The organism is Nonomuraea ferruginea (assembly GCF_039540635.1).
Classification (GTDB): domain Bacteria; phylum Actinomycetota; class Actinomycetes; order Streptosporangiales; family Streptosporangiaceae; genus Nonomuraea; species Nonomuraea ferruginea.
In genome coordinates, this window is sequence record NZ_BAABFD010000009.1 from 134,856 (window position 1) to 154,257 (window position 19,402).

Here is a 19,402-nt window from a genome sequence, read left to right on the forward strand (position 1 = left end):
TCATGCCCGCCGCAGCGGGAGCCGGAGGAGAGACTCGAGTTCCAGGATGGTGGTGTCCGGTTCGCGGTGGTGGATGCCGGCGATGCCGAGCGCGCGGGCGGCCACGATGTTGGCCTCGATGTCGTCGATGAACACGCACGACTCGCCCGGCTGCCCGATCAGGTCCAGCGCGTGGTGGAAGATGCGCGGCTCGGGCTTGCGCATGCCCACCTCGCCGGAGATGACGACCGCGTCGAAGACCTCGTCCCAGCCGTCGCGCTCGTAGGTGTTGGACCAGGAGTTGGACAGCAGGCACGTCTTGACGCCGTGCCCGCGCACCTCGCGCAGCATGTCGTACATGGCCTCGGCCCGTTCGAACCCGGCGAACATGCGCGTCAGCAGGCCCTCGGCCACGGGCGGCATGCCGTCGAGCGTCAGCAGGCGGGCCGCCAGGTCGCGCTCGAAGGCGGCCCCGTCGAGCTCACCGCGCTCCAGGGCGTGGATCGCGTTCTCCTCGTCCTCCCCGCTGTAGGCGACCTCGACCAGCTCGCGCATGACCGCACGGTAGTGCTCACCGTCGATGCGGTCGGCGTCGATCCACTTGGCGATGGAGTCGGCCATGCTGGTGGTCAGCACACCACCCCAGTCGATCAGCACCCCGGTGACCACACTGCCTCCTCCTCACGGAAATCAGGTTAAAGAGTAAAGGGTCCGGCGCCGCCGTCAGCGCACGCGGGCGGCCAGCCTGCGGTGCTCGGCCGAGCGCACCACCTCGGCCGCCTTCTCCGCCGAGACGACGGGCGGCTCGCCGAGCAGGCCGCGCTCCTTCTTGAGCGTGAGGAGCCTGGTGACCGACTCGTCCAGCCGGGCCTTGGAGACGCGGCCCGACTCGACCGCCTTCAGCACCGCCTGATACTGCTTCGGCAGGTCGTTCGGCATCAGCAGCAGGTCGGCGCCGGCCAGCACGGCGCGGACCGCGACCTCGCCGTCGTCGTACTTCACCCGGGCTCCGGCCATGTTGAGCGCGTCGGTGGAGATGACGCCCTTGAAGCCGAGCTCCTTCCTCAGCAGCCCGGTCAGGATCGGCTTGGACAGCGTGGCCGGGTCGCCCGACGGGTCCAGCTTGGGGAACACGATGTGCGCGGTCATGATCGCGTCGACCCCGGCGGCGATGGCGGCCTTGAACGGCGGCGCGTCCAGGCGCTCCCACTGGGCCCTGGTGTGCTTGATCACCGGCAGGCCGGTGTGGCTGTCGATGCGGGTGTCGCCGTGGCCGGGGAAGTGCTTGGCGGTGGCGGCCACCCCGGCGGCCTCGAAGCCCTTGACGGCGGCGCCGACCATCTTGGCCACCTCGCCGGGCCGGTTCCCGTACGCGCGCTCGCCGATCACCGGGTTCTTCGGATCGATGTTGACGTCGGCCACCGGCGCGAAGTCGAGGTTGACGCCGAGAGCCCGCAGCTCCTCGCCGGTGGCCTGGGCCACCTCCCGCGCCACCGAGGGCTTGCCGGTGGCGCCGATCCTGGCGGCGCCGGGGAAGCGGGTCATCACCGCGGACATCCGCGACACCAGGCCGTTCTCCTGGTCGGTGCCGATCAGCAGCGGGAGGTCGGTGGACTTCTGCAGCCCGTTGGTCAGCCCGACCACCTGGCCGACGCTCTTGACGTTGGCCGGGAACAGGATGACGCCGCCCAGGTGGTATTTGGCGACGACCTTCTCCGGGGTCTGGGCGCCGTAGCGGGCCTGGTTCTCGCCGGAGACGGTGTCGGCGGCGGTGCCGTAGACGACCGGCATGAACAGCTGGCCGACCTTCTCCCGCACGCTCATCCCGGCCAGCGCCCGCTTGACGGGGTCGGCGGCCGGGGCGGCTCTGGACCCGGTGGCGGTGGGCTCGGTGGCGGTGGGCTCGGCGGGCCGGCCGGCGGCTTCGGTGGCGGGACTCGCCTCGGACGCGGGCGGCTTCGCGGCGGGGGCGACGTCCGCCGCCCCGCCGCCGCATGCCGTGAGTGCCACCGCCAGGAGACTCGCCGTACCGATCCGTCGCAACATGGATCCCACGCTATCCATGACCGGCGGATGCGCCGTCCCCTTTTTCCACAGGACCGCCAGGGACGGGGGTCAGGGGGTCGAGGCGATGTCCGCGAGCCGGTCGAGGATCTCCTCCGACCCGTCGCCCTCCGCCCTGATGACGATCTCTTCGCCCTTGCGGACGTCGAGCGCCATGATCTGCAGGATGCTCTTGCCGTTGATCGGATCGCCGCCCGACGACCGCGCCACCGTGACGTCCATCGGTGCCTTCATCGCCATCTGCACGAACGTGGCCGCCGGGCGGGCATGCAACCCCACCTCCGCGGCCACGGTCGCCTTCCGTTCGCCCATGGGCTCCTCCTTCTTCTCCGGTCCGGACCAGCCGGACCCCTGTCGCGTCACGTCCATTGGAACAGCTCGTCGCCGGCCCGTACCGTGCCTTCGGCCAGAGCCGTCACCGCCGAGTCGAGCGCGTCCAGCGCCACCACGGGGCAGACAGGTGAGCGCCCGCCCGCCTCGATCTCGGTGGGATCCCAGGCCACGACGGGCTGGCCGGCGCTCACCCGGTCGCCTTCCGCCGCGAGCAACCGGAACCCCCTCCCCTTGAGCTGCACCGTGTCGATGCCCAGATGCACCAGCACGCCCCTGCCGTCATCGCCCACGATGACGTACGCGTGCGGATGCAGTTTCATGATTTTTCCAGTGATGGGGGCGACTGCCTCGCCCGGCCCCCTGCTGGGGTCGATCGCCGTCCCCGGCCCCACCATGCCGGCCGAGAACACCGGGTCGGGCACGGCGGCCAGCCCCACCGCCGCGCCCTCCACCGGGGCGAGAACAGTCGTCATGGCCCCGCCCTCTAGCCGATGATGTCCTCGATGTCGCTCGCGATGGTGTCCGCCTCCGGGCCGACGACGACCTGGATCACGTTGCCCGCCGCCATCACGCCGTGGGCGCCCGCGGCCCTGAGCGCGGCCTGGTCGACCTTGGACGTGTCGTGCACCTCCGTGCGCAGGCGGGTGATGCAGGGTTCGATGTCGATGATGTTGCCGGCTCCGCCCAGGCCGGCGATGAGCGCGTTCACGTCCGCCGCCATCAGGCCCTCCTCGTCCGTGGCTGTGCGACCAGGCTACTCAGGCGCCGGGTTCAGTCGGTCTGGGTGACCTTGTTCAGGCCGCGCGGCGCGTCAGGGTCGATGCCCAGCCGCCGGGCGAGCGCCTCGGTGAGCAGCTGCCCCGGCACGATGAGGCCCATCGGGGCCACCCATTCGGGCAGGTCGGGGCCGTTCATCGCGGCCGTGCCGGCCGCGGCGAGCGCCCTGCCGCCGCCGATCGTGTACGCCGCCGCGCCCGCCGAGACGACCCGCTCGGCCAGCGCCACCGTGCCCTGCAGCGTGGGGCCGCTCTCGGCGGCGACGAGCAGCGCCGGGGTGGCGTGGTCGACCACGGCGATCGGGCCGTGCAGCAGGTCGGCGTACGACAGGCCCATGGCGTGCAGGTAGCACGCCTCCTTGAGCTTCAGCGCGGTCTCCAGCGCGGTGGAGAAGGCCAGGCCGCGGCCGGAGACGACCACGCCGTGCTTGTCCGCGAGCCCGTCCACGACGGCGTCCACGTCACCGGGCTCGGCGATCAGCTTCTCCACGGCCTCGGGCACCCGCAGCAGGTCGGCCCGGTCCACGTCGGCGCCGAGCCCGATCGCCAGCACGGCCAGCGCGGCGAGCTGGGTGGTGTAGGTCTTGGTGGCGGGAACCGCCTCCTCCGTCCCCGCGACCGTGCACAGCGCCAGGTCGGCGGCCTGGGCGAGCGGGCTGTCCGGGCCGCCGTTGGTGACCCCGACGGTGGCGGCCCCGCAGTCCTTGGCCCAGGCCAGCGTCTCCACGATCTCTTCCGTACGGCCCGACTGGGAGATCGCGACGGCCAGCACGCCCTCCAGGTCGAGCTTGCGGCGGTAGGTGGTGGCGATGGACGGCGCGGCGAGCGCGGACAGCCGCCCGGCGTGGGATTCCACCAGATAGCGGCCGTAGACTGCGGCGTTGTCGGAGGTGCCACGTGCGACGAACAACAACTGCCGGGTCCGCTCACCCAGCGCCCGCACCTCGTCGATCCTGGGCAGCAGGGAGTCGATCGTGGCCCGCAGCGCCTCGGGCTGCTCGGCGATCTCGCTGCGCATCTTGGTCATCTGGGGGCTCATTCCTCGGGGAGTTAGCGTTCCGGACTTGACCCTGTTTCAGGACATGTGGTCTAGTCCGGACTAGACCAGTGAGAACCATAACCCATCAGACTGGCCCGAGCGAAGGGAGGATCCCGTGGCCCACATCGACCCGGACAGCCCGGTGCCCAAGTACTTCCAGCTCCGCGAGATCCTGCTCGACCTCATCGACAGCGACGAGCTGAGCATCGGCGCCGCGATCCCGTCCGAGCGCGAGCTCTGCCAGCGCTTCGGCCTGTCGCGGATGACCGTGCGGCAGGCGGTCGACCATCTTGTCTCCGAGGGCCGCCTGCACCGGGTGCCGGGCAAGGGCACGTTCGTCGCCCGGCCCAAGATCGAGCTGGCCCTGCAGCTCACGTCGTTCACCGAGGACATGCGCGCCAGGGGCATGGCGCCCGGCTCGCGCGACCTCGACCGGCGCACCATGCGCGCCAGCGCCCACCTGGCCAAGGAGCTGGGCATCCAGCCTGGCGAGGAGGTCCACTTCATCGAACGGCTGCGCACCGCCGACGGCGAACCGCTGTCGATCGAGCGCGCGCACATCCCGGTCAAGCTCGCCCCCGACCTGGCCGACCACGACCTGACCGGCAGATCGCTGTACGAGCTCCTGGAGAGCCGCTACGGGCTGGTCATGGACGCGGGCGAGCTGACCATAGACGGGGGGATAGCCGATCCGAGCGACGCCGACCTGCTCAAACTTCCCCGCGGCGGCGCCGTGCTGCTGCTCCAGCGCAGGTCGTTCTCCGGAGGCGTCTGCGCCGAGCTGGGCGTGTCCACCTACCGGGCGGACCGCTACCAGCTGCGCACCCTACTCGAAATGCCCGCAAGACGGGGTTGAGGGCCCGACCCGGAGGAACACCCGGTGAACGAGACCACCGCCGCCCGGCCTTCGCCGTTCTCACGCCTGATGAACGTGCTGCAGAGGCTGGGCCGCTCGCTCATGCTGCCCATCGCCGCCCTCCCCGCGGCCGCCCTGCTGCTCCGCTTCGGCCAGCCCGACATGCTGGGCGCCAACGGCGCCGAGCCCGGCGGGCTCGCCGACGTGGCGGGCTTCGCCTGGATGACCGAGGTCGCGGCCGTGCTGGCGGCGGCCGGCGAGGCGCTGTTCGAGAACCTCCCGCTGCTGTTCGCGGTGGGCGTGGCCATCGGCTTCGCGCGCAAGTCCGACGGCACGACGGCGCTCGCCGCCGTGGTCGGCTACCTGGTCTTCGACCGGGTGAGCAAGGTGATGTTCGCCGGCTCGGCCATCCGCGAGACCGTGACCCTGCGGCAGGCCGCGGACCAGGGCGTCATCGAGATCATCAACCACGGCATGCAGAACCCCACCAAGGTGCTCGGCGGCATCCTGATAGGGCTGGTCACCGCGCTGCTCTGGCAGCGCTTCCACCGGATCAAGCTGCCGTCGTGGCTGGCGTTCTTCGGCGGGCGGCGGTTCGTGCCCATTCTCACCGCCTTCGTGGCGCTCGGGCTCGGCGTGCTCATCGGCTGGGTGTGGCCGATTCTCGGCGAGTGGATCGGCCACGCCGGGGAGGCGCTGACCACCCTCGGGCCGCTCGGCACCGGCCTGTACGGGCTGATCAACCGGCTGCTCATCCCGCTCGGGCTGCACCACTTCGTCAACTCGATCGTCTGGCACGTGGTGCCCACCTGCGAGGTGGGCGGGCGGGTGCTCGGCGGCGACTGGAACTGCTACTTCGGCGGCGCCCCGGAGTCGGGGCAGTTCATGGCCGGGTTCTTCCCCGTCATGATGTTCGCGCTGCCGGCCGCCGCGCTGGCCATGTGGCGGGCCGCGCCCCCGCACCGGCGGGCCACGGTGGGCGGCATCATGCTGTCGGCGGCGCTGGCCTCGTTCGTCACCGGCATCACCGAGCCGATCGAGTTCGCGTTCATCTTCGTCGCGCCGCTGCTGCTGGCCGTGCACGCCGTGCTCACCGGGCTGGCCATGGCGCTGACCACGCTGATCGGCGGGCAGCTCGGCTTCGGCTTCTCGGCCGGGCTGCTCGACATGCTGCTCAACGCCAGCAAGTCCAACACCCAGAACCTGCCGGGCATCCTGCTGCTCGGGGTGGCGTACGGGGCGGTCTACTACGTCGTGTTCAGCTTCCTCATCAGGCGGCTGAACATCATGACCCCGGGCCGGGAGCCGGAACCGGACGTGGACTCGGGCGAGGCCACCCCTATTCGGTCGTGACATCGCGGCGTGGCCGAGGGTCCGCAACCCGGACGCGGCCACCCCAACACGCGCTGACCTTCTTCGCGATCCTCCGCGAACCAGGGCATGGATCGGGGAAGTTGGCGTGCCGTGTATCCCGGGGCCCGGCCGGAACCTCTTAGTACCGTCTCTCACCAGGAACGCCCCCCGGAGGCTCCCGATGTCGCCCTCTCCCCACGTCCACGGCTCGCTCGCGCTCGACACGCCCCTTGTCTGGGGCCCGCCCGGCGCGCTCCCGGACGAGCGCCGGCTGCGCCACCTCGGCCAGGCGCTCGCCGAGGTCCTCTCCGGCCGCCGGCCCCCGGAGACGGTCGCCGACCGCCTCACCGACCAGGCCTACCGCGAGCTCGTACGGGCCGGTCGCATGCTCGACACCCGTCGCCCGCCCTTCGTCGGCGTCCCCCACGTCAAGGAGCCCAGCGACGGCGTGGTGGAGATGTGCCTCCTGGTCCACTGCGGCGAGCGCGACCGCGTCCTGGCCCTGCGCCTGGAACGCAGGGGCGTGCAGTGGCTCTGCACGGACTTCGAGACCGCCTGACGGCAAGCCGGCTCCAACCGAGCTCCCAGTCGCCCAGGAGATCGTGTCGCGGGGCAGCGCGGTTCGTGCCCCGCGAGACGGAGCTCACCTGGAACCAGACGGGGCCCCAGGGTGCGACGGGTCCCGCCGGACCTCAGGGTGAGCAGGGTGTTCCGGGGATGGGCGGCCCGACGCCTCCGACAGCCACCGGACGTTCCTCACGCTGAAGACCGGCTGCTCCACCCTGATCGTGCGGCGGGTTTCGGAATCCTCCACCACCCACCTCTGAGCCGGACGCACGAGGACCCCCCGCCCGTCCGCCGGGCGAGGGGTCCTTGTGTCACGCGTCAGTTGCCGGCGTTCTTCGGGTCGCCGTGGCAGCGCTTGTACTTCTTGCCCGAGCCGCACGGGCAGGGGGCGTTGCGCTCGACGTTGCCGTAGGCGGCGCGCTCGGCCGAGGTGGTGCGGACGCGGGTGTGCTCCACGTCGCCCTGCTCGCCGGGAGCGGTGTACTCCAGCTCCGCCGGGCGGTCGGGACCGCGGAGGCCGCGCGCGATGATGGAGCGCGTCTCGGCCAGCACCGGGTCTTCCTGCTCCTCGACGATGGGGTTCTCCTGAACCTCCACCTCCAGGTTGAACAGGAAGCCTACGGAGTCCTCCTTGATGCCCTCGAGCATCGCGTTGAACATCTCGAAGCCCTCGCGCTGGTACTCGATCTGCGGATCCTTCTGCGCGTAGGCCCGCATGCCGATGCCCTCGCGCAGGTAGTCCATCTCGTAGAGGTGCTCGCGCCACTTGCGGTCGAGGACGGACAGGATGACGCGCCGCTCGAGGTCGCGGGTCGCCTCGGCGCCCCACTCCTCCTCGCGCCTGGCGTACGCCTCCAGCGCGTCGGCCTTGACCCGCTCCCTGATCAGGTCGTCGGTGACGTTCTCCTGACCACCGGCCTCCTCCAGGAGGTCCTCAAGCTTGACGGAGATCGGGTAGAGGCCGGCGAACGCCTTCCACAGCTTCTCGAGGTCCCACTCCTCGGAGAACCCGTCGGAGGTGGCGCCGTCGACGTAGCCGTCGACGACGTTGCCGATGAAGCCGCGCACCTGCTCGTGCAGGTCGGCGCCCTCCAGCACGCGCCGGCGCTCGGCGTAGATCACCTTGCGCTGGCGGTTCATCACCTCGTCGTACTTGAGAACTTCCTTGCGGATCTCGAAGTTCTGCTGCTCGACCTGGTGCTGGGCGGAGGCGATGGCCTTGGAGACGATGCCGGACTCGATCGGCTGCTCGTCGGGGATGTTGAGGCGCGTCATGATCGCCTCGACCCTGACCGAGTTGAACAGGCGCATCAGGTCGTCGCCGAGCGACAGGTAGAAGCGGGACTCGCCCGGGTCGCCCTGGCGGCCGGAGCGACCGCGGAGCTGGTTGTCGATGCGGCGCGACTCGTGGCGCTCGGTGCCCAGCACGTAGAGGCCGCCCAGCTCGGTGACCTCGTCGTGCTCGGCCTTCACCGCGGCCTTGGCCTTCTCCAGCGCCTCGGGGTAGGCCTTCTCGTATTCCTCGGGCGTCTCGACCGGGTCGAGACCGCGCTGGCGCAGCTCCTGGTCGGCGCGGAACTCGGGGTTGCCGCCGAGCATGATGTCGGTGCCTCGACCGGCCATGTTGGTGGCGACGGTGACGGCGCCCTTGCGGCCCGCCTCGGCGATGATCGACGCCTCACGCGCGTGGTTCTTCGCGTTGAGGACCTCGTGCGTGACGCCTCGGCGCCTGAGCGCCTTGGACAGCCGCTCCGACTTCTCGACCGAGGTGGTGCCGACGAGGACGGGCTGGCCGTGCTCGTGGCGCTCCTTGATGTCGTCGACCACCGCGTTGAACTTGGCGTCCTCGGTCTTGTAGACGACGTCGGCCTGGTCCTTGCGGACCATCGGCCGGTTGGTCGGGATGGGGACCACGCCGAGCTTGTAGGTCTGGTGGAACTCGTTGGCCTCGGTGGTCGCCGTGCCGGTCATGCCGGCGAGCTTGGTGTAGAGGCGGAAGTAGTTCTGCAGGGTGATCGTGGCGAGAGTCTGGTTCTCGTCCTTGATCTTCACGCCTTCTTTGGCCTCGATGGCCTGGTGCATGCCCTCGTTGTAGCGGCGGCCGTGGAGGACGCGGCCGGTGAACTCGTCGACGATGAGGACCTCGCCGTCGGTGACGATGTAGTCCTTGTCCTTCTTGAACAGCTCCTTGGCCTTCAGGGCGTTGTTCAGGAAGCCGACCAGGTGGGTGTGCTCGGCCTTGTAGAGGTTGTCGATGCCGAGCCAGTCCTCGACCTTCTCGACGCCGGACTCGAGGATGCCGACCGTGCGCTTCTTCTCGTCGACGATGTAGTCGCCGGTGCTCTCCTCGCCGGGGTTCTTCGCCTCGACGCCGCGGCGGAGCCGCGGGACGATCTTGGCGAACTCCTGGTACCACTTCCCGGACTGCTCGCCCGGGCCGGAGATGATCAGCGGGGTCCTGGCCTCGTCGATGAGGATCGAGTCGACCTCGTCGACGACGGCGTAGTTGTGGCCGCGCTGCACGCACTCGTCGAGCCCCCACGCCATGTTGTCGCGCAGGTAGTCGAAGCCGAACTCGTTGTTGGTGCCGTAGGTGATGTCGGCGAAGTACTGCTTGCGGCGCTCGTCGGGCGCCTGGCCGGACAGGATCACCCCGACCTCGAGACCGAGGAAGCGGTGGACGCGGCCCATGTTCTCGGCGTCGCGCTTGGCCAGGTAGTCGTTGACCGTGACGACGTGGACGCCCTTGCCGGACAGCGCGTTGAGATAGGCGGGGAGGGTGCAGGTGAGGGTCTTGCCCTCACCGGTCTTCATCTCCGAGATGTTGCCCATGTGGAGATTGGCGCCGCCCATGATCTGCACGTCGAAGTGGCGCTGACCGAGCACGCGGCGCGCGGCCTCGCGTACGGTGGCGAACGCTTCGGGAAGCAGGTCGTCGAGCGACTCGCCATCGGCATGGCGCTGCTTGAACTCGTCCGTCAGGGCGCGCAACTCCGCGTCGGACAGGCTCGTGAAGTCGTCCTCGATGGAGTTGACCTGGTCTGCGATCCGCTTGAGCTTACGCAGAGTCTTGCCCTCGCCGGCACGTAGGATCTTGTCGAGAATGGCTGCCACTTTATGTAAAGCTCCTCGCAGGTCTACCCCGGCGGCGCCGCCAGGAGGAGAGGCCGAGACAAACTTCCCCGCTGCCATCGTAGGCGGTTCTCCAACCAGACACAGCCACCGTGCCGACAAGGGCGCAGGACATGTCTGGGAGAATGTCAGGCGGGCTGATAGTACGCCGGTCAAAGGCCGGTTCGCCCCGATAACCGGGATATCCGGGCAAGGAGGGATTTGTCATGGTTGAGGGACAGAAGTCGGAGCAGACCGAGAATCTCGGTAGCCACGGCGGCCGCGCGTCCTCATGGCTGGCCGTGACGGTGATGCTGCTCGGCAGCGTCGTCGCCGGATTCGGCCTGACCATGGAGAACTGGATGGTCGTCTGGATCGGCGTCGGCCTGTTCGTGGTGGGCGGCATCCTCGCCCTCGTGTTCGACATCTTCACCGATGTGGTGATCGACGCACCCCGGGTGGGGCTGAACGCCGAAGACCACCGCTGACGTTTCCCCCTCGGAGCGGGCACCGTCGAGGCGGCCCCTCCGAGAAGCACCCCCGACGGCGACGGGTTCGTCCCATGATGAACGCGGGCCCGCTGACGGTAATTCCCGGGCCCCGTTCTGTCAGTGGCCGCGGCTAGCATTCCGGCCATGCTCCCCCGTACGGAATCGCGAACATGACCGAACTGACCGCCGACGAGGCGCGCCGGCTCATCCTGCGCGCCCAGGGGCTGCTCGGCTCCGACGGCCGTCAGGGCGGGGTGCAGGGCATGCTCCGCAGGCTCGGCGCCGTCCAGCTCGACACCATCTCGGTGCTCGCCCGCTCCCACGAGCTCGTCGCCTACGCCCGGCTCGGCGCCGTGGGCAGGCCCGCCGTCGAGCAGGCCTACTGGGACGCCCCTGCCCGCAGCTTCGAATACTGGTGCCACGCCGCCTGCATCCTGCCGATCGAGAACTGGCCCCTTTTCGCGTTCCGGCGGCGCGCCTACCGCGAGCGCCGCTTCCGCTGGCACGAGGTGCCCGACAGCGTCGACAAGCTGCTCCAGCAGGTGCGCGACCACGGCCCGCTCACCACCGCCGACGTCGGCGGGGCCAAGAACGGCGGCCCGTGGTGGGACTGGTCCGACTCCAAGATCGGCCTGGAGTGGCTGCTCGACATCGGCGAGGTGGTCTGCACCCGCCGGGTGGGCTGGCGCAGGGTCTACGACCTGGCCGAGCGCGTGGTGCCCGCCGGCCTGCTGGCCGAGGACCTCACCGACGAGGAGTGCGTCGTGCGGCTCGCGGGCATCGCGGGCCGGTCACTCGGGGTCGCCACGCGGGCCGACCTGATCGACTTCCTCCGCCTCAAGGGGCGCTCCGCCGCGATCCTCGACGAGGCCCTCGCGAGCGGCGCCGCCGGGCTGACGCCGGTGCGCGTCGCCGACTGGCCCGCCGCCAGGGCCGGCCGCAACGGCTCGGCGCCCGGATCCGTGCCCAACGCCTGGGCCGACCCGGCCGCGCTGGAGTCGGAGCCGCGCGGACGCCACCGCACGACCCTGGTCTCGCCGTTCGACTCGCTGATCTGGCACCGCGGCCGCACCGAGCGCGTCTTCGGCTTCGCCTACCAGCTTGAGCTGTACGTGCCGAAGCACAAGCGGGTCCACGGCTACTTCACGATGCCGGTGCTGGCCGGCGGCCGCCTGATCGGCAGGGTGGACCCGGCGCGCGAGGGCACCACGCTGGTGGCCAGGAAGGTCAGCCTGGAGCCGGGCCTGACCAGCGCCCGCTGGGTCGAGGCGATGGGCGACGCGCTCCGGTCGGCCGCCACCTGGGTCGGCTGCGACACCGTACGCGTCGAACGCGCCGACCCACCCGAGCTCGCCGAGGCACTCAACACGACCCTGGCCCGCTGACTTGACCAGGTCAGCGAGCCGCTGGGCCCGCCGCCGCCTTGGCCCGCCCTCCCTCAGGGGGAGGGGCGGGCGGGGCTAGGGCGGATCAGGTGATTTCCAGCATGCGCTCGCGGACCGCGTACACCACGGCCTCCATGCGCGAGTGCAGTTGCAGCTTGTCCAGGATGTTGCGGACGTGGTTCTTCACCGTGTTCTCGGAGATGAACAGCTGCTTGGCGATCTCCCGGTTGTTCATGCCCTTGGCGACGAGCCGCAGGACCTCCATCTCGCGCTCCGTCAGCCGCGGGACCGGCACCTGCGGCGGGCGTTCGGTCTCCTTGCGGCTCATGCTGGCGAACTCGTTGATGAGCTTGGCCGCCATGGCCGGGTTGATCAGCGACTGCCCCTCGTGGACGCCGCGGACCGCCGCGGGCACGTCGTTGATCTGGACGTCCTTGAGGAGGTAGCCGGTCGCGCCGGCCTTGATGGCCTCGAAGAGGTCTTCTTCCTCGTCGCTCACCGTCAGCATGATGATGCGGGTGCTCGGCACCGAGGCCTTGATGCCCTTGGTCGCCTCGATGCCGTCCTGCCGCGGCATGCGCACATCCATCAACGCCACGTCGGGCATGAGGCGATCGGCCAGCTCGACCGCCTCCTGACCGTCGCTCGCTTCCCCGACCACCTCGATGTCAGGCTCCGCGGCCAGCGCCAGGGCCAGGCTGCGCCTGATCAGCTCGTGATCGTCCACGATCAGCACGCGGATCGGCTCGCCGCCGGAGGGGCGCGCCTCGCCGGACTCCGTCACAAGGCCTCCTTGATGCGCCTCGCGACCGTCGTGTCTCCGGTTCGCTCGCTCGTCCTCGCCTGACTGAGCTCGCTCACGTCTCCTCCTCGTCGGGGGCCAGAGCCGTCGAACCGCCATGATCGCACGTGTGCCGCGGTTCTCGGGTGGTCGAGAAGATCTTTCCGGCGGCCGTCAGGGCTCTACGAGCCGCAGCACACCGTAGTTGTACCCACGCCGGTTGTAGACGACGGATGGCAGGCCGCTCTCCTTGTCACGGAACAGATAGAAGTCGTGTCCGACCAGCTCCATCTCGAGGAGGGCCTGGTCGATGGTCATGGGCTCTGCTTTGTGGTGCTTCTCCCGGACGATCAGAGGGCCTTCGCCGTCCATCTGGATGGGGACGATGTCGTCGTACTGCTTGTCTTCCGGCAGCCGATCCTCCTCGGGCTCGGCCTCCTCGCGGGCGGGCTCGACCTTGGACGGCGCGGGCGCGGCCAGGTCGGGCATCGTGGCGGTGATCTCCGCCATGGACGGCTGCTTGTGGTTGCCGTGATGGATCTTGCGCCGGTCGGCCAGCCGCCTGAGGCGGCCCTCCAGCTTGTCCATCGCGATGTCCAGAGCGGCGAAACGGTCGTCGGCGCTGGCCTCCGCGCGGATGGCGGGGCCGCGGGTGTGAATGGTCAGCTCGACCCGCTCTCGCTGGTCGGCCGCGCGCACGTTGCGCTCCTTCGACACCTCCACATCGACTCGGATGAGTTTGTTGTCCAGACGCTCGATCCTGGCCAGCTTGGTTGTCACCTGGTCTCGGAACCGATCACTCACTCCCGTGTGCCGGCCCTTGACGATGATGTCCATGCAACAGCCCCCCTTCGTCTAACGACTGAGATAGAGCGCCCGACGACTCGCGTGGTGCCGGGCAGGGTTTTCTGCTGTCCGCCTGTCCTTCAGGGTTACCCTCCTCCGACGCCTCGTCACCGGGAACGCGGGTGGCACCCGTCCGGCCGACCTGGTCTTCGACCCCACATCCGCCTGCTGAGGGTTTCGCAGCTCTGATGCCACTACCGCCCTTCTCTCCTGGCGGGGGACATCTGGACCCCCGGGGAGGCAGGACTTACCCCTAAGCCGCACCGTGATCGGACGACGAAAAGTCGCCTTACGTGGGCCGTTTCGCCTGCGGCTGGCATCGGCTAGCGGAGCCGGGAGCCCCGGCTCTGCGCAACCACGGACCCGAACGGGTGCCATGTTCAGAACGCTATCCGGATCGGCGGCGAATGTCAGCCGGAGGAAGCTCCAAAGGATCACTTTCCGTGATTTTCGCGCGGGGTTACGGGCCGGCTGAATGCCCCGTTTGGTCCCACGGCACCCCTTACAGGACAGGGCGGCAAGCCTTCTGAGCTGCCTCACCTGGCGCTTCCCGCTACGGACATGTGGCCCTCCGGAAGGCAACACACCTGGGCCTTTCTTTACTGACTGTCACCGTGACCATTTCGTGAGATCCGGCGTGTCGCGGCGACGGTGACGGCCAGCGGCACCGTCGCCCCCACCGCCCGCAGCGCCCTCGCGGCGTCCGCGAGCGTGGCTCCCGTCGTGACGACATCGTCCACGACGACCACCCGGGCACGATCGAACACACCCCCGGCCCTCCGCACGAAGCCTGCGGAACTCCCACGTACGCGGACACCACCCCTCCCTGCGACCCGCAGATCATGGACACCTCCTCTCTCTGCGACCGACAGATCGTGGGCACGTCCTCCTCCTGCGACCGACAGATCGAGGGCACCTCCTCTCCCTGCGGCCCACAGATCGTGGACCCCTCCTCTCCCTGCGACTTCGAGATCGCGGACAGCGCTCTCAGATACGGAGAAGGACCCGGCCAGGTTCGACACCCGGTCGGCGGAGCTCAGGCCCGACTGGTCGGCCACCTTCCGGCGCTGCCGCAGCGCGGGCCAGAGCGTGACGGCCATCCCCCGTCCGCGCAGCCGGCGCACCACCCGCTCCGCCAGCGCGCCCACGTGGTCGTGACCCCGCCCCTTGACGGCCGCCCGCCCACTGGGCACCGGCACCACGATCACCCCCTCCCCTCCCAGAAGAAGCCCGCACTCCCCCACCCCACGAAGCCCCACCGACGACCGAGCGCTCCCCCGTCCACGAAACCTCTCCACAGCGCCCTCAGCGCCCTCCTGCGGCGACCGGAGGGCCGCCACGAGGGCGAAGGCCAGAAGGTCGGCGAGGGCCGCCGCCAGGGCCGCCTCACCCCGTTCCTTGTAGGCGATGACGGCCTTGCGCACCACGCCCCCGTACGGAGAAGCGGACCAGCACACGGGAAGCCCATCGGGACACGGCGCGGGCATCCGGCGAGAGGGCACCACCACACCCGCCAGACACTCCTCGCACAGACGCACCCCCGGAGCGCCACAGCCAAGACAGGGCTGCGGCAGCACGACATCAAGCAGACCGGCGAACACGGCCCCAGCATGCCGTCGCCCACCGACACTTTCGGTAGCCGAACAAGCACCCAGAGACGCCACCTGTCACGAGACTCTCTACGGAACTACGGCGAGCTGAGCGGGCCGTCAGGCACGCCTATCGGCGCCCAGCCCGAGGGGGTTCCCAAAAGGATTTTCGCTTTTGGATCTTTCGTTTGAACCCAAGACGCTGACCGAGCGTGCGTCCCTCGGGCCCGCACAGAAAAGATCAAGAGAGGCGCGTGCCTCTGCGCTCGCGCCGCGAGAAATTCGGGCTCGCGCCCCAGGAAGCTTCGCACCCGCGCCCGCAAGAGACGCCCGGCGCACGCCCCAAGAAGCTTCACGCCCACGCCCCAAAAGACATCCGGCTCACGCCCCACAAGGCTTCGCACCCGCGCCCGCGAGAGACGTCCAGCTGCGCCCCAGGAAGCTTCACGCCCGCGCCCCCGAAAGACTTCCCGCTAACGCCCCACAAAGCATCGCGCCCGCGCCCGCGAGAGACGTCCAGCTGGCGCCCCACAAAGCTTCGCATCCGCGCCCGCAAGAGACGCCCGGCTCGCGCCGCAAGAAGCTTCGCGCCGCACCAAAGGACTTCCGCTCACGCTCCAGGAAACTTCACGCCCGCGCCCCAAGAAACCTCCGGCTCGCGCCCCAAGCACCTTCCGGCTCGTGGTTGAGGCGGCCAAACCAATCGAGAGCCGCCGGAGCGATCCCCCGAAGTCAGCCCAGGGCGAAGATCGGCTGGTCGACGGCGGTGGCGGGCTTCGGGGTCCAGGTTTGTTTGTCGCGGCTGTATTCGAGGATCTCGTTGCTGTCCTCGGTGGTCGCCAGGATCGCGTCGCCCAGGGCGGCCAGGCGCTCCAGTCGCTTGCTGGTGGTCGGGAGCTGGGTGGTCTCCCCGTCGCCGACGTTGATCTCCTTGACGACCTGGCCCGCCTTGGTCTGGACGAGGACCAGGAGGTGGCCGCCGTCGCTCCAGGCGATGTCCACGATCTCGTCGCCGCCCGAGACCGTGGTCAGCGTCTCGAAGTTGCTCAGCATGGCGTTGCCGCCGCCGCCCGTGAGCGCGCCGACCTGGACCCGGTTGTCGCCGATCTCGACCGCGACGCGGACCCCGTTGCGCGCCATCCGCAGCGAGGTGACGTTCAGCCCCTGGAGGGCGGGCGCGGCGACGCGTTCGGGCCCGCGGCCGACGACCGGGTGGGAGCGGATGACCTCGCCGTTCTGCCGGTCGAACGTCCACAGGCTGCCGTCGCGGTGCCAGGACGGGTCGGTGAGGTCGGCGCCGGGGATGGACTCCTGCCAGCGGCCGTCGGGCGAGTGCCGGGTCACCCAGATGCCGCCCGCCGCGGACCTGGCGGCGATCCGGTCGCGGTCCTTGGAGACGGCGAAGCCGGTGTAGCCCTGGCTGGGCTGTCCGGCGGGGCCGGTCACGGGGTGGCCCTCGCCGTCGCTGCCCAGCACGAAGACCGCGCCGCCGCTGCTGTAGAACACCTGCTTGTCCTCGCTGCCCAGCCAGCTCTCCGGCAGGTTGGCCGGCACGGTGAGCGGGCCGGAGGAGAAGAACTGCTCGCCGTCGAGCAGCACCTCCAGGGTGCGGCCGTTGGCCAGGTTGTTGCTGCTCAGGCTGGCCCTGAGCTGGGCCTGCAGGCCCTGTGTGTAGGTGTCGAGCGGGTTGAACGGGCCGCCCATGTTGATCACCACCCGGTCCTCGGTGGACCGGATCCACCGCACTCTGGCGCCCTCCGGGAACTCGTTGCCGACCGCGCCCTGCAGCCCGCTGGTCGGCCCTTCGGCGAGGCGCTCGACGATGGTCTGGGCGAAGCTCTTGTCGGGGTCGACGCGCAGCCGCAGCCGGTCGACGACCAGCCGGTCGGGCTGCGGGTCGGCGCCGGAGCTGCCGTTGAGGTAGTAGAGGTTGGTGGGACGGTACGCGCGCCGCACGTCGGCGTCGGTGAGCAGCAGGCCCTGCTGCAACCCGTTGACCTTGAAGGCCCCGTTGGCGTCCTTGACCAGGGTGATCGGCCGGTTGATCTTGGGGTCGTCCGACGAGCCGACCGGCACGTACGTGTCGTCCTCGTTGATCTGCGCGATCTTGTTGCCCTGGATGGAGAGGACGGTCTCGTTCTTCTCCTTGTTCTCGACGAGCTCGCCGAACCGGAACGAGTTGTCGATCACCGTGATGGCGCCGTCGGGCTTCCAGACCCGCCTGGCCTCCTCGGTCAGGTACTTGGGCAGCACGGAGGGGTCGTCGTCGTAGGCGGCCATGGCGGCCAGCAGGCCCTCCACGACCTGCTGCGGCCCCCAGTCGGGCTGCGGCGCGACGGCGAGCATGCGCTGGAACGGCACGGTGACGGAGTCGCCGCTGCCCGCGTCGTCCACCGGGAACGGCCCGCCCACGGGGATGACCGCGCAGCCGGTGCCGGCCAGGAGCATGGTGAACGCGAAGGCGGCGGCGCCGCCCAGCCGCCTAATCCTCGTCATGGCCGCCCCCGTCTCCGGTGGCCGGCAGCAGGACCGGCGTCATCTGGCCGCGCCAGGTGCGGCGCATCTCGATCTCGGGCGGGACCAGCGACAGCGGGGAGCCCTTGAGGTCGGTGCCGGCCTTCCTGGGCAGGGTGAGCCGGAACTGCGAGCCCTCGCCCGGCTGGCCCCACGCCTGCAGCCAGCCGCCGTGCAGGCCGGCGTCCTCGCGGGAGATCGCCAGGCCGAGCCCGGTGCCGCCGATGGTCCTGGCCCGCGACGGGTCGGCCCGCCAGAACCGGTCGAACACCAGCGTGTCCTCGCCGGGTTTGAGCCCTATGCCGTGGTCGCGCACCGCGACCGCGACCGCGTCCCTGTCGGCGCCGACGGTGACCACGACGTCGCGGCCCTCGCCGTGCTCTATGGCGTTGAACAGCAGGTTGCGCAGGATGCGCTCGACCCGGCGGTTGTCGACCTCGGCCATGCACGGCTCGTTGGGCAACCGCAGCTCGAAGCGGGTGCTGTGGCGCTCGGCCAGCGCCTCGGAGTCGGCGATGGCGCGCAGCACCACGTCGCGGATGTCGACGGAGTCGAGGTCGAGGTCGGCGGCGCCGGCGTCGTACCGGCTGATCTCCAGCAGGTCGGCCAGCATCGACTCGAACCGTTCGAGCTGGGCCTGCATCAGCTCGGCCGAGCGCGAGGCCATCGGCTCGAAGTCCTCGCGCGCGTCGTACAGCAGGTCGGCGGCCATGCGGACGGTGGTGAGCGGGGTGCGCAGCTCGTGCGAGACGTCGGAGACGAACTGCCGCTGCACCTGCGACAGCTCCTCCAGCTGGTGGATCTTGAGCGCCAGGTTGGCGGCCATCTCGTTGAACGAGGTCGCGAGCCTCGCCAGGTCGTCCTCGCCGCGCACCTTGAGCCGCTCGTCGAGCTTCCCGGCGGCCAGCCGCTCGGCGGCCTGGCGGGCGAGCCTGACCGGCGTGACGACCTGGCGGGCCACGAGGTACGCGATGGCGGCGAGCAGCAGCACCAGCCCGAAGCCGACCACGACGATGGCCAGCCGGACGTTCGACAGCATCTGCTCTTCCTCGTCGAACGGGAAGAAGTGGTAGACCTCGTAGCTGCCGTTGACGTGGATGATGGCGCCGATGACGAGGGTCTGCCTGTGCTGGCTCTCGCCGGGCAGCCTGATCGGCTCGGTGTAGCGCTGCGGCCTGTCGATGAACTTCTCGGCCTGGCGGCGCAGCATCTGCTGCAGCGCCTCGGGGATGTTCTGCTCGTTGACGTTGCCCGACGCGCGCGACCGGCCGGGCTCGTCGACGTTGAGTATCAGCACCTCGTAGCGCTTCTTCCAGCCGTCCCTGCCGGTGCCGATGATGTTGTCCATCACCTCGTCGAGCGGGTCGGGCGGCACGCTCTTGCCGGGATCGGAGGACTTGGCCTGGTCGTCCTCGCGCCGGGTGAGGGCGTCGGCGATCTGCAGCCGGTCGGCGGCGGCCTCGCTGGCGGCGGACTGCTGCCGCCGCTCGATGACCGAGTTGTTGATCTGGTCGGACAGGAAGATGCCGAGCACCACCACGACGATCAGCGAGATGACCAGGGTGCTGGTGACGACCTGGAGCTGGAGCGAGCGCCGCCACAGCCGGCGCGCCCTGCCCGCCGCACGACGAGCCCGCCGCCGGATCCCGCCGAGTATCTGGCGGAGGGTCCGGCGGCGTGTGCGTCTCGTCTTGGCCGGGGGCATGGCGGGGAGAGCC

The 19,402-nt window shown here is 70.0% G+C and carries 17 protein-coding genes; 5 read left to right on the plus strand and 12 right to left on the minus strand.

Going from position 1 to position 19,402, the window contains the following annotated elements; translation table 11 throughout:
* The 6 genes from ABD999_RS18660 to ABD999_RS18685 form a co-directional block, all read right to left on the minus strand.
* Nucleotides 1–648 carry an HAD family hydrolase gene (locus ABD999_RS18660; protein ID WP_271276704.1) on the minus strand — a complete coding sequence of 216 codons (648 nt, stop codon included), beginning with the start codon at nt 646–648 and terminating at the stop codon, nt 1–3.
* Between the two features lie 54 nt (nt 649–702).
* Nucleotides 703–2,025: a beta-N-acetylhexosaminidase gene (gene nagZ / locus ABD999_RS18665; RefSeq protein ID WP_271276703.1), complete on the minus strand. Its 1,323-nt coding sequence runs from the start codon at nt 2,023–2,025 to the stop codon at nt 703–705.
* 69 nt (nt 2,026–2,094) lie between these two features.
* A complete protein-coding gene (locus ABD999_RS18670) occupies nt 2,095–2,355 on the minus strand; it encodes an HPr family phosphocarrier protein (RefSeq protein ID WP_148034208.1) in 261 nt (86 codons plus the stop codon).
* A gap of 47 nt (nt 2,356–2,402) precedes the next feature.
* The gene (locus ABD999_RS18675) at nt 2,403–2,849 is read right to left on the minus strand and encodes a PTS sugar transporter subunit IIA (RefSeq protein WP_148034209.1); all 447 of its coding nucleotides are present in this window, start codon (nt 2,847–2,849) and stop codon (nt 2,403–2,405) included.
* An 11-nt stretch (nt 2,850–2,860) separates the two neighbouring features.
* On the minus strand, nt 2,861–3,097 hold the full coding sequence (locus tag ABD999_RS18680; RefSeq protein ID WP_148034210.1) for a PTS sugar transporter subunit IIB: 237 nt from the start codon (nt 3,095–3,097) through the stop codon (nt 2,861–2,863).
* 50 nt (nt 3,098–3,147) lie between these two features.
* A complete protein-coding gene (locus tag ABD999_RS18685) occupies nt 3,148–4,170 on the minus strand; it encodes an SIS domain-containing protein (RefSeq protein ID WP_378525255.1) in 1,023 nt (340 codons plus the stop codon).
* Nucleotides 4,171–4,306: 136 nt separating this feature from the next.
* On the opposite strand from ABD999_RS18685, the gene ABD999_RS18690 reads away from it, so the two are divergent.
* From ABD999_RS18690 to ABD999_RS18700, 3 genes are all read left to right on the plus strand, one after another.
* The gene (locus ABD999_RS18690; RefSeq protein WP_271276701.1) at nt 4,307–5,047 is read left to right on the plus strand and encodes a GntR family transcriptional regulator; all 741 of its coding nucleotides are present in this window, start codon (nt 4,307–4,309) and stop codon (nt 5,045–5,047) included.
* A gap of 24 nt (nt 5,048–5,071) precedes the next feature.
* Entirely contained in the window at nt 5,072–6,400 is a 1,329-nt protein-coding gene (locus ABD999_RS18695) for a PTS transporter subunit EIIC (RefSeq protein ID WP_271276700.1), read from the plus strand.
* A gap of 181 nt (nt 6,401–6,581) precedes the next feature.
* Nucleotides 6,582–6,959, plus strand: coding sequence for an Rv3235 family protein (locus ABD999_RS18700; RefSeq protein ID WP_271276699.1), 378 nt, complete (start codon nt 6,582–6,584; stop codon nt 6,957–6,959).
* A 326-nt stretch (nt 6,960–7,285) separates the two neighbouring features.
* Here the strand turns inward: ABD999_RS18700 and secA are convergent, their stop codons facing one another.
* Complete coding sequence (gene secA, locus ABD999_RS18705; RefSeq protein ID WP_219543558.1) at nt 7,286–10,081, minus strand: preprotein translocase subunit SecA; 2,796 nt, start codon at nt 10,079–10,081, stop codon at nt 7,286–7,288.
* Between the two features lie 224 nt (nt 10,082–10,305).
* Here secA and ABD999_RS18710 point away from each other — a divergent pair, with 224 nt between their 5' ends.
* Entirely contained in the window at nt 10,306–10,566 is a 261-nt protein-coding gene (locus tag ABD999_RS18710; protein ID WP_148034216.1) for an HGxxPAAW family protein, read from the plus strand.
* 173 nt (nt 10,567–10,739) lie between these two features.
* The gene (locus ABD999_RS18715; RefSeq protein WP_271276698.1) at nt 10,740–11,954 is read left to right on the plus strand and encodes a winged helix-turn-helix domain-containing protein; all 1,215 of its coding nucleotides are present in this window, start codon (nt 10,740–10,742) and stop codon (nt 11,952–11,954) included.
* Between the two features lie 85 nt (nt 11,955–12,039).
* On the opposite strand, the gene ABD999_RS18720 is transcribed toward ABD999_RS18715, so the two are convergent.
* The 5 genes from ABD999_RS18720 to mtrB all read right to left on the minus strand — a co-directional run bounded on the left by ABD999_RS18720 (nt 12,040) and on the right by mtrB (nt 19,389).
* Nucleotides 12,040–12,738, minus strand: coding sequence for a response regulator (locus ABD999_RS18720; protein ID WP_148034218.1), 699 nt, complete (start codon nt 12,736–12,738; stop codon nt 12,040–12,042).
* 171 nt (nt 12,739–12,909) lie between these two features.
* Nucleotides 12,910–13,572: a ribosome hibernation-promoting factor, HPF/YfiA family gene (gene hpf / locus ABD999_RS18725; protein ID WP_148034219.1), complete on the minus strand. Its 663-nt coding sequence runs from the start codon at nt 13,570–13,572 to the stop codon at nt 12,910–12,912.
* A 608-nt stretch (nt 13,573–14,180) separates the two neighbouring features.
* A complete protein-coding gene (locus ABD999_RS18730) occupies nt 14,181–15,005 on the minus strand; it encodes a phosphoribosyltransferase family protein (RefSeq protein ID WP_271276697.1) in 825 nt (274 codons plus the stop codon).
* Between the two features lie 897 nt (nt 15,006–15,902).
* The gene (locus ABD999_RS18735) at nt 15,903–17,666 is read right to left on the minus strand and encodes an LpqB family beta-propeller domain-containing protein (RefSeq protein WP_148034220.1); all 1,764 of its coding nucleotides are present in this window, start codon (nt 17,664–17,666) and stop codon (nt 15,903–15,905) included.
* Nucleotides 17,653–19,389: an MtrAB system histidine kinase MtrB gene (gene mtrB, locus ABD999_RS18740; protein ID WP_345482810.1), complete on the minus strand. Its 1,737-nt coding sequence runs from the start codon at nt 19,387–19,389 to the stop codon at nt 17,653–17,655. The genes ABD999_RS18735 and mtrB overlap by 14 nt, the downstream gene beginning before the upstream one ends.
* Nucleotides 19,390–19,402: the final 13 nt, after the last annotated feature.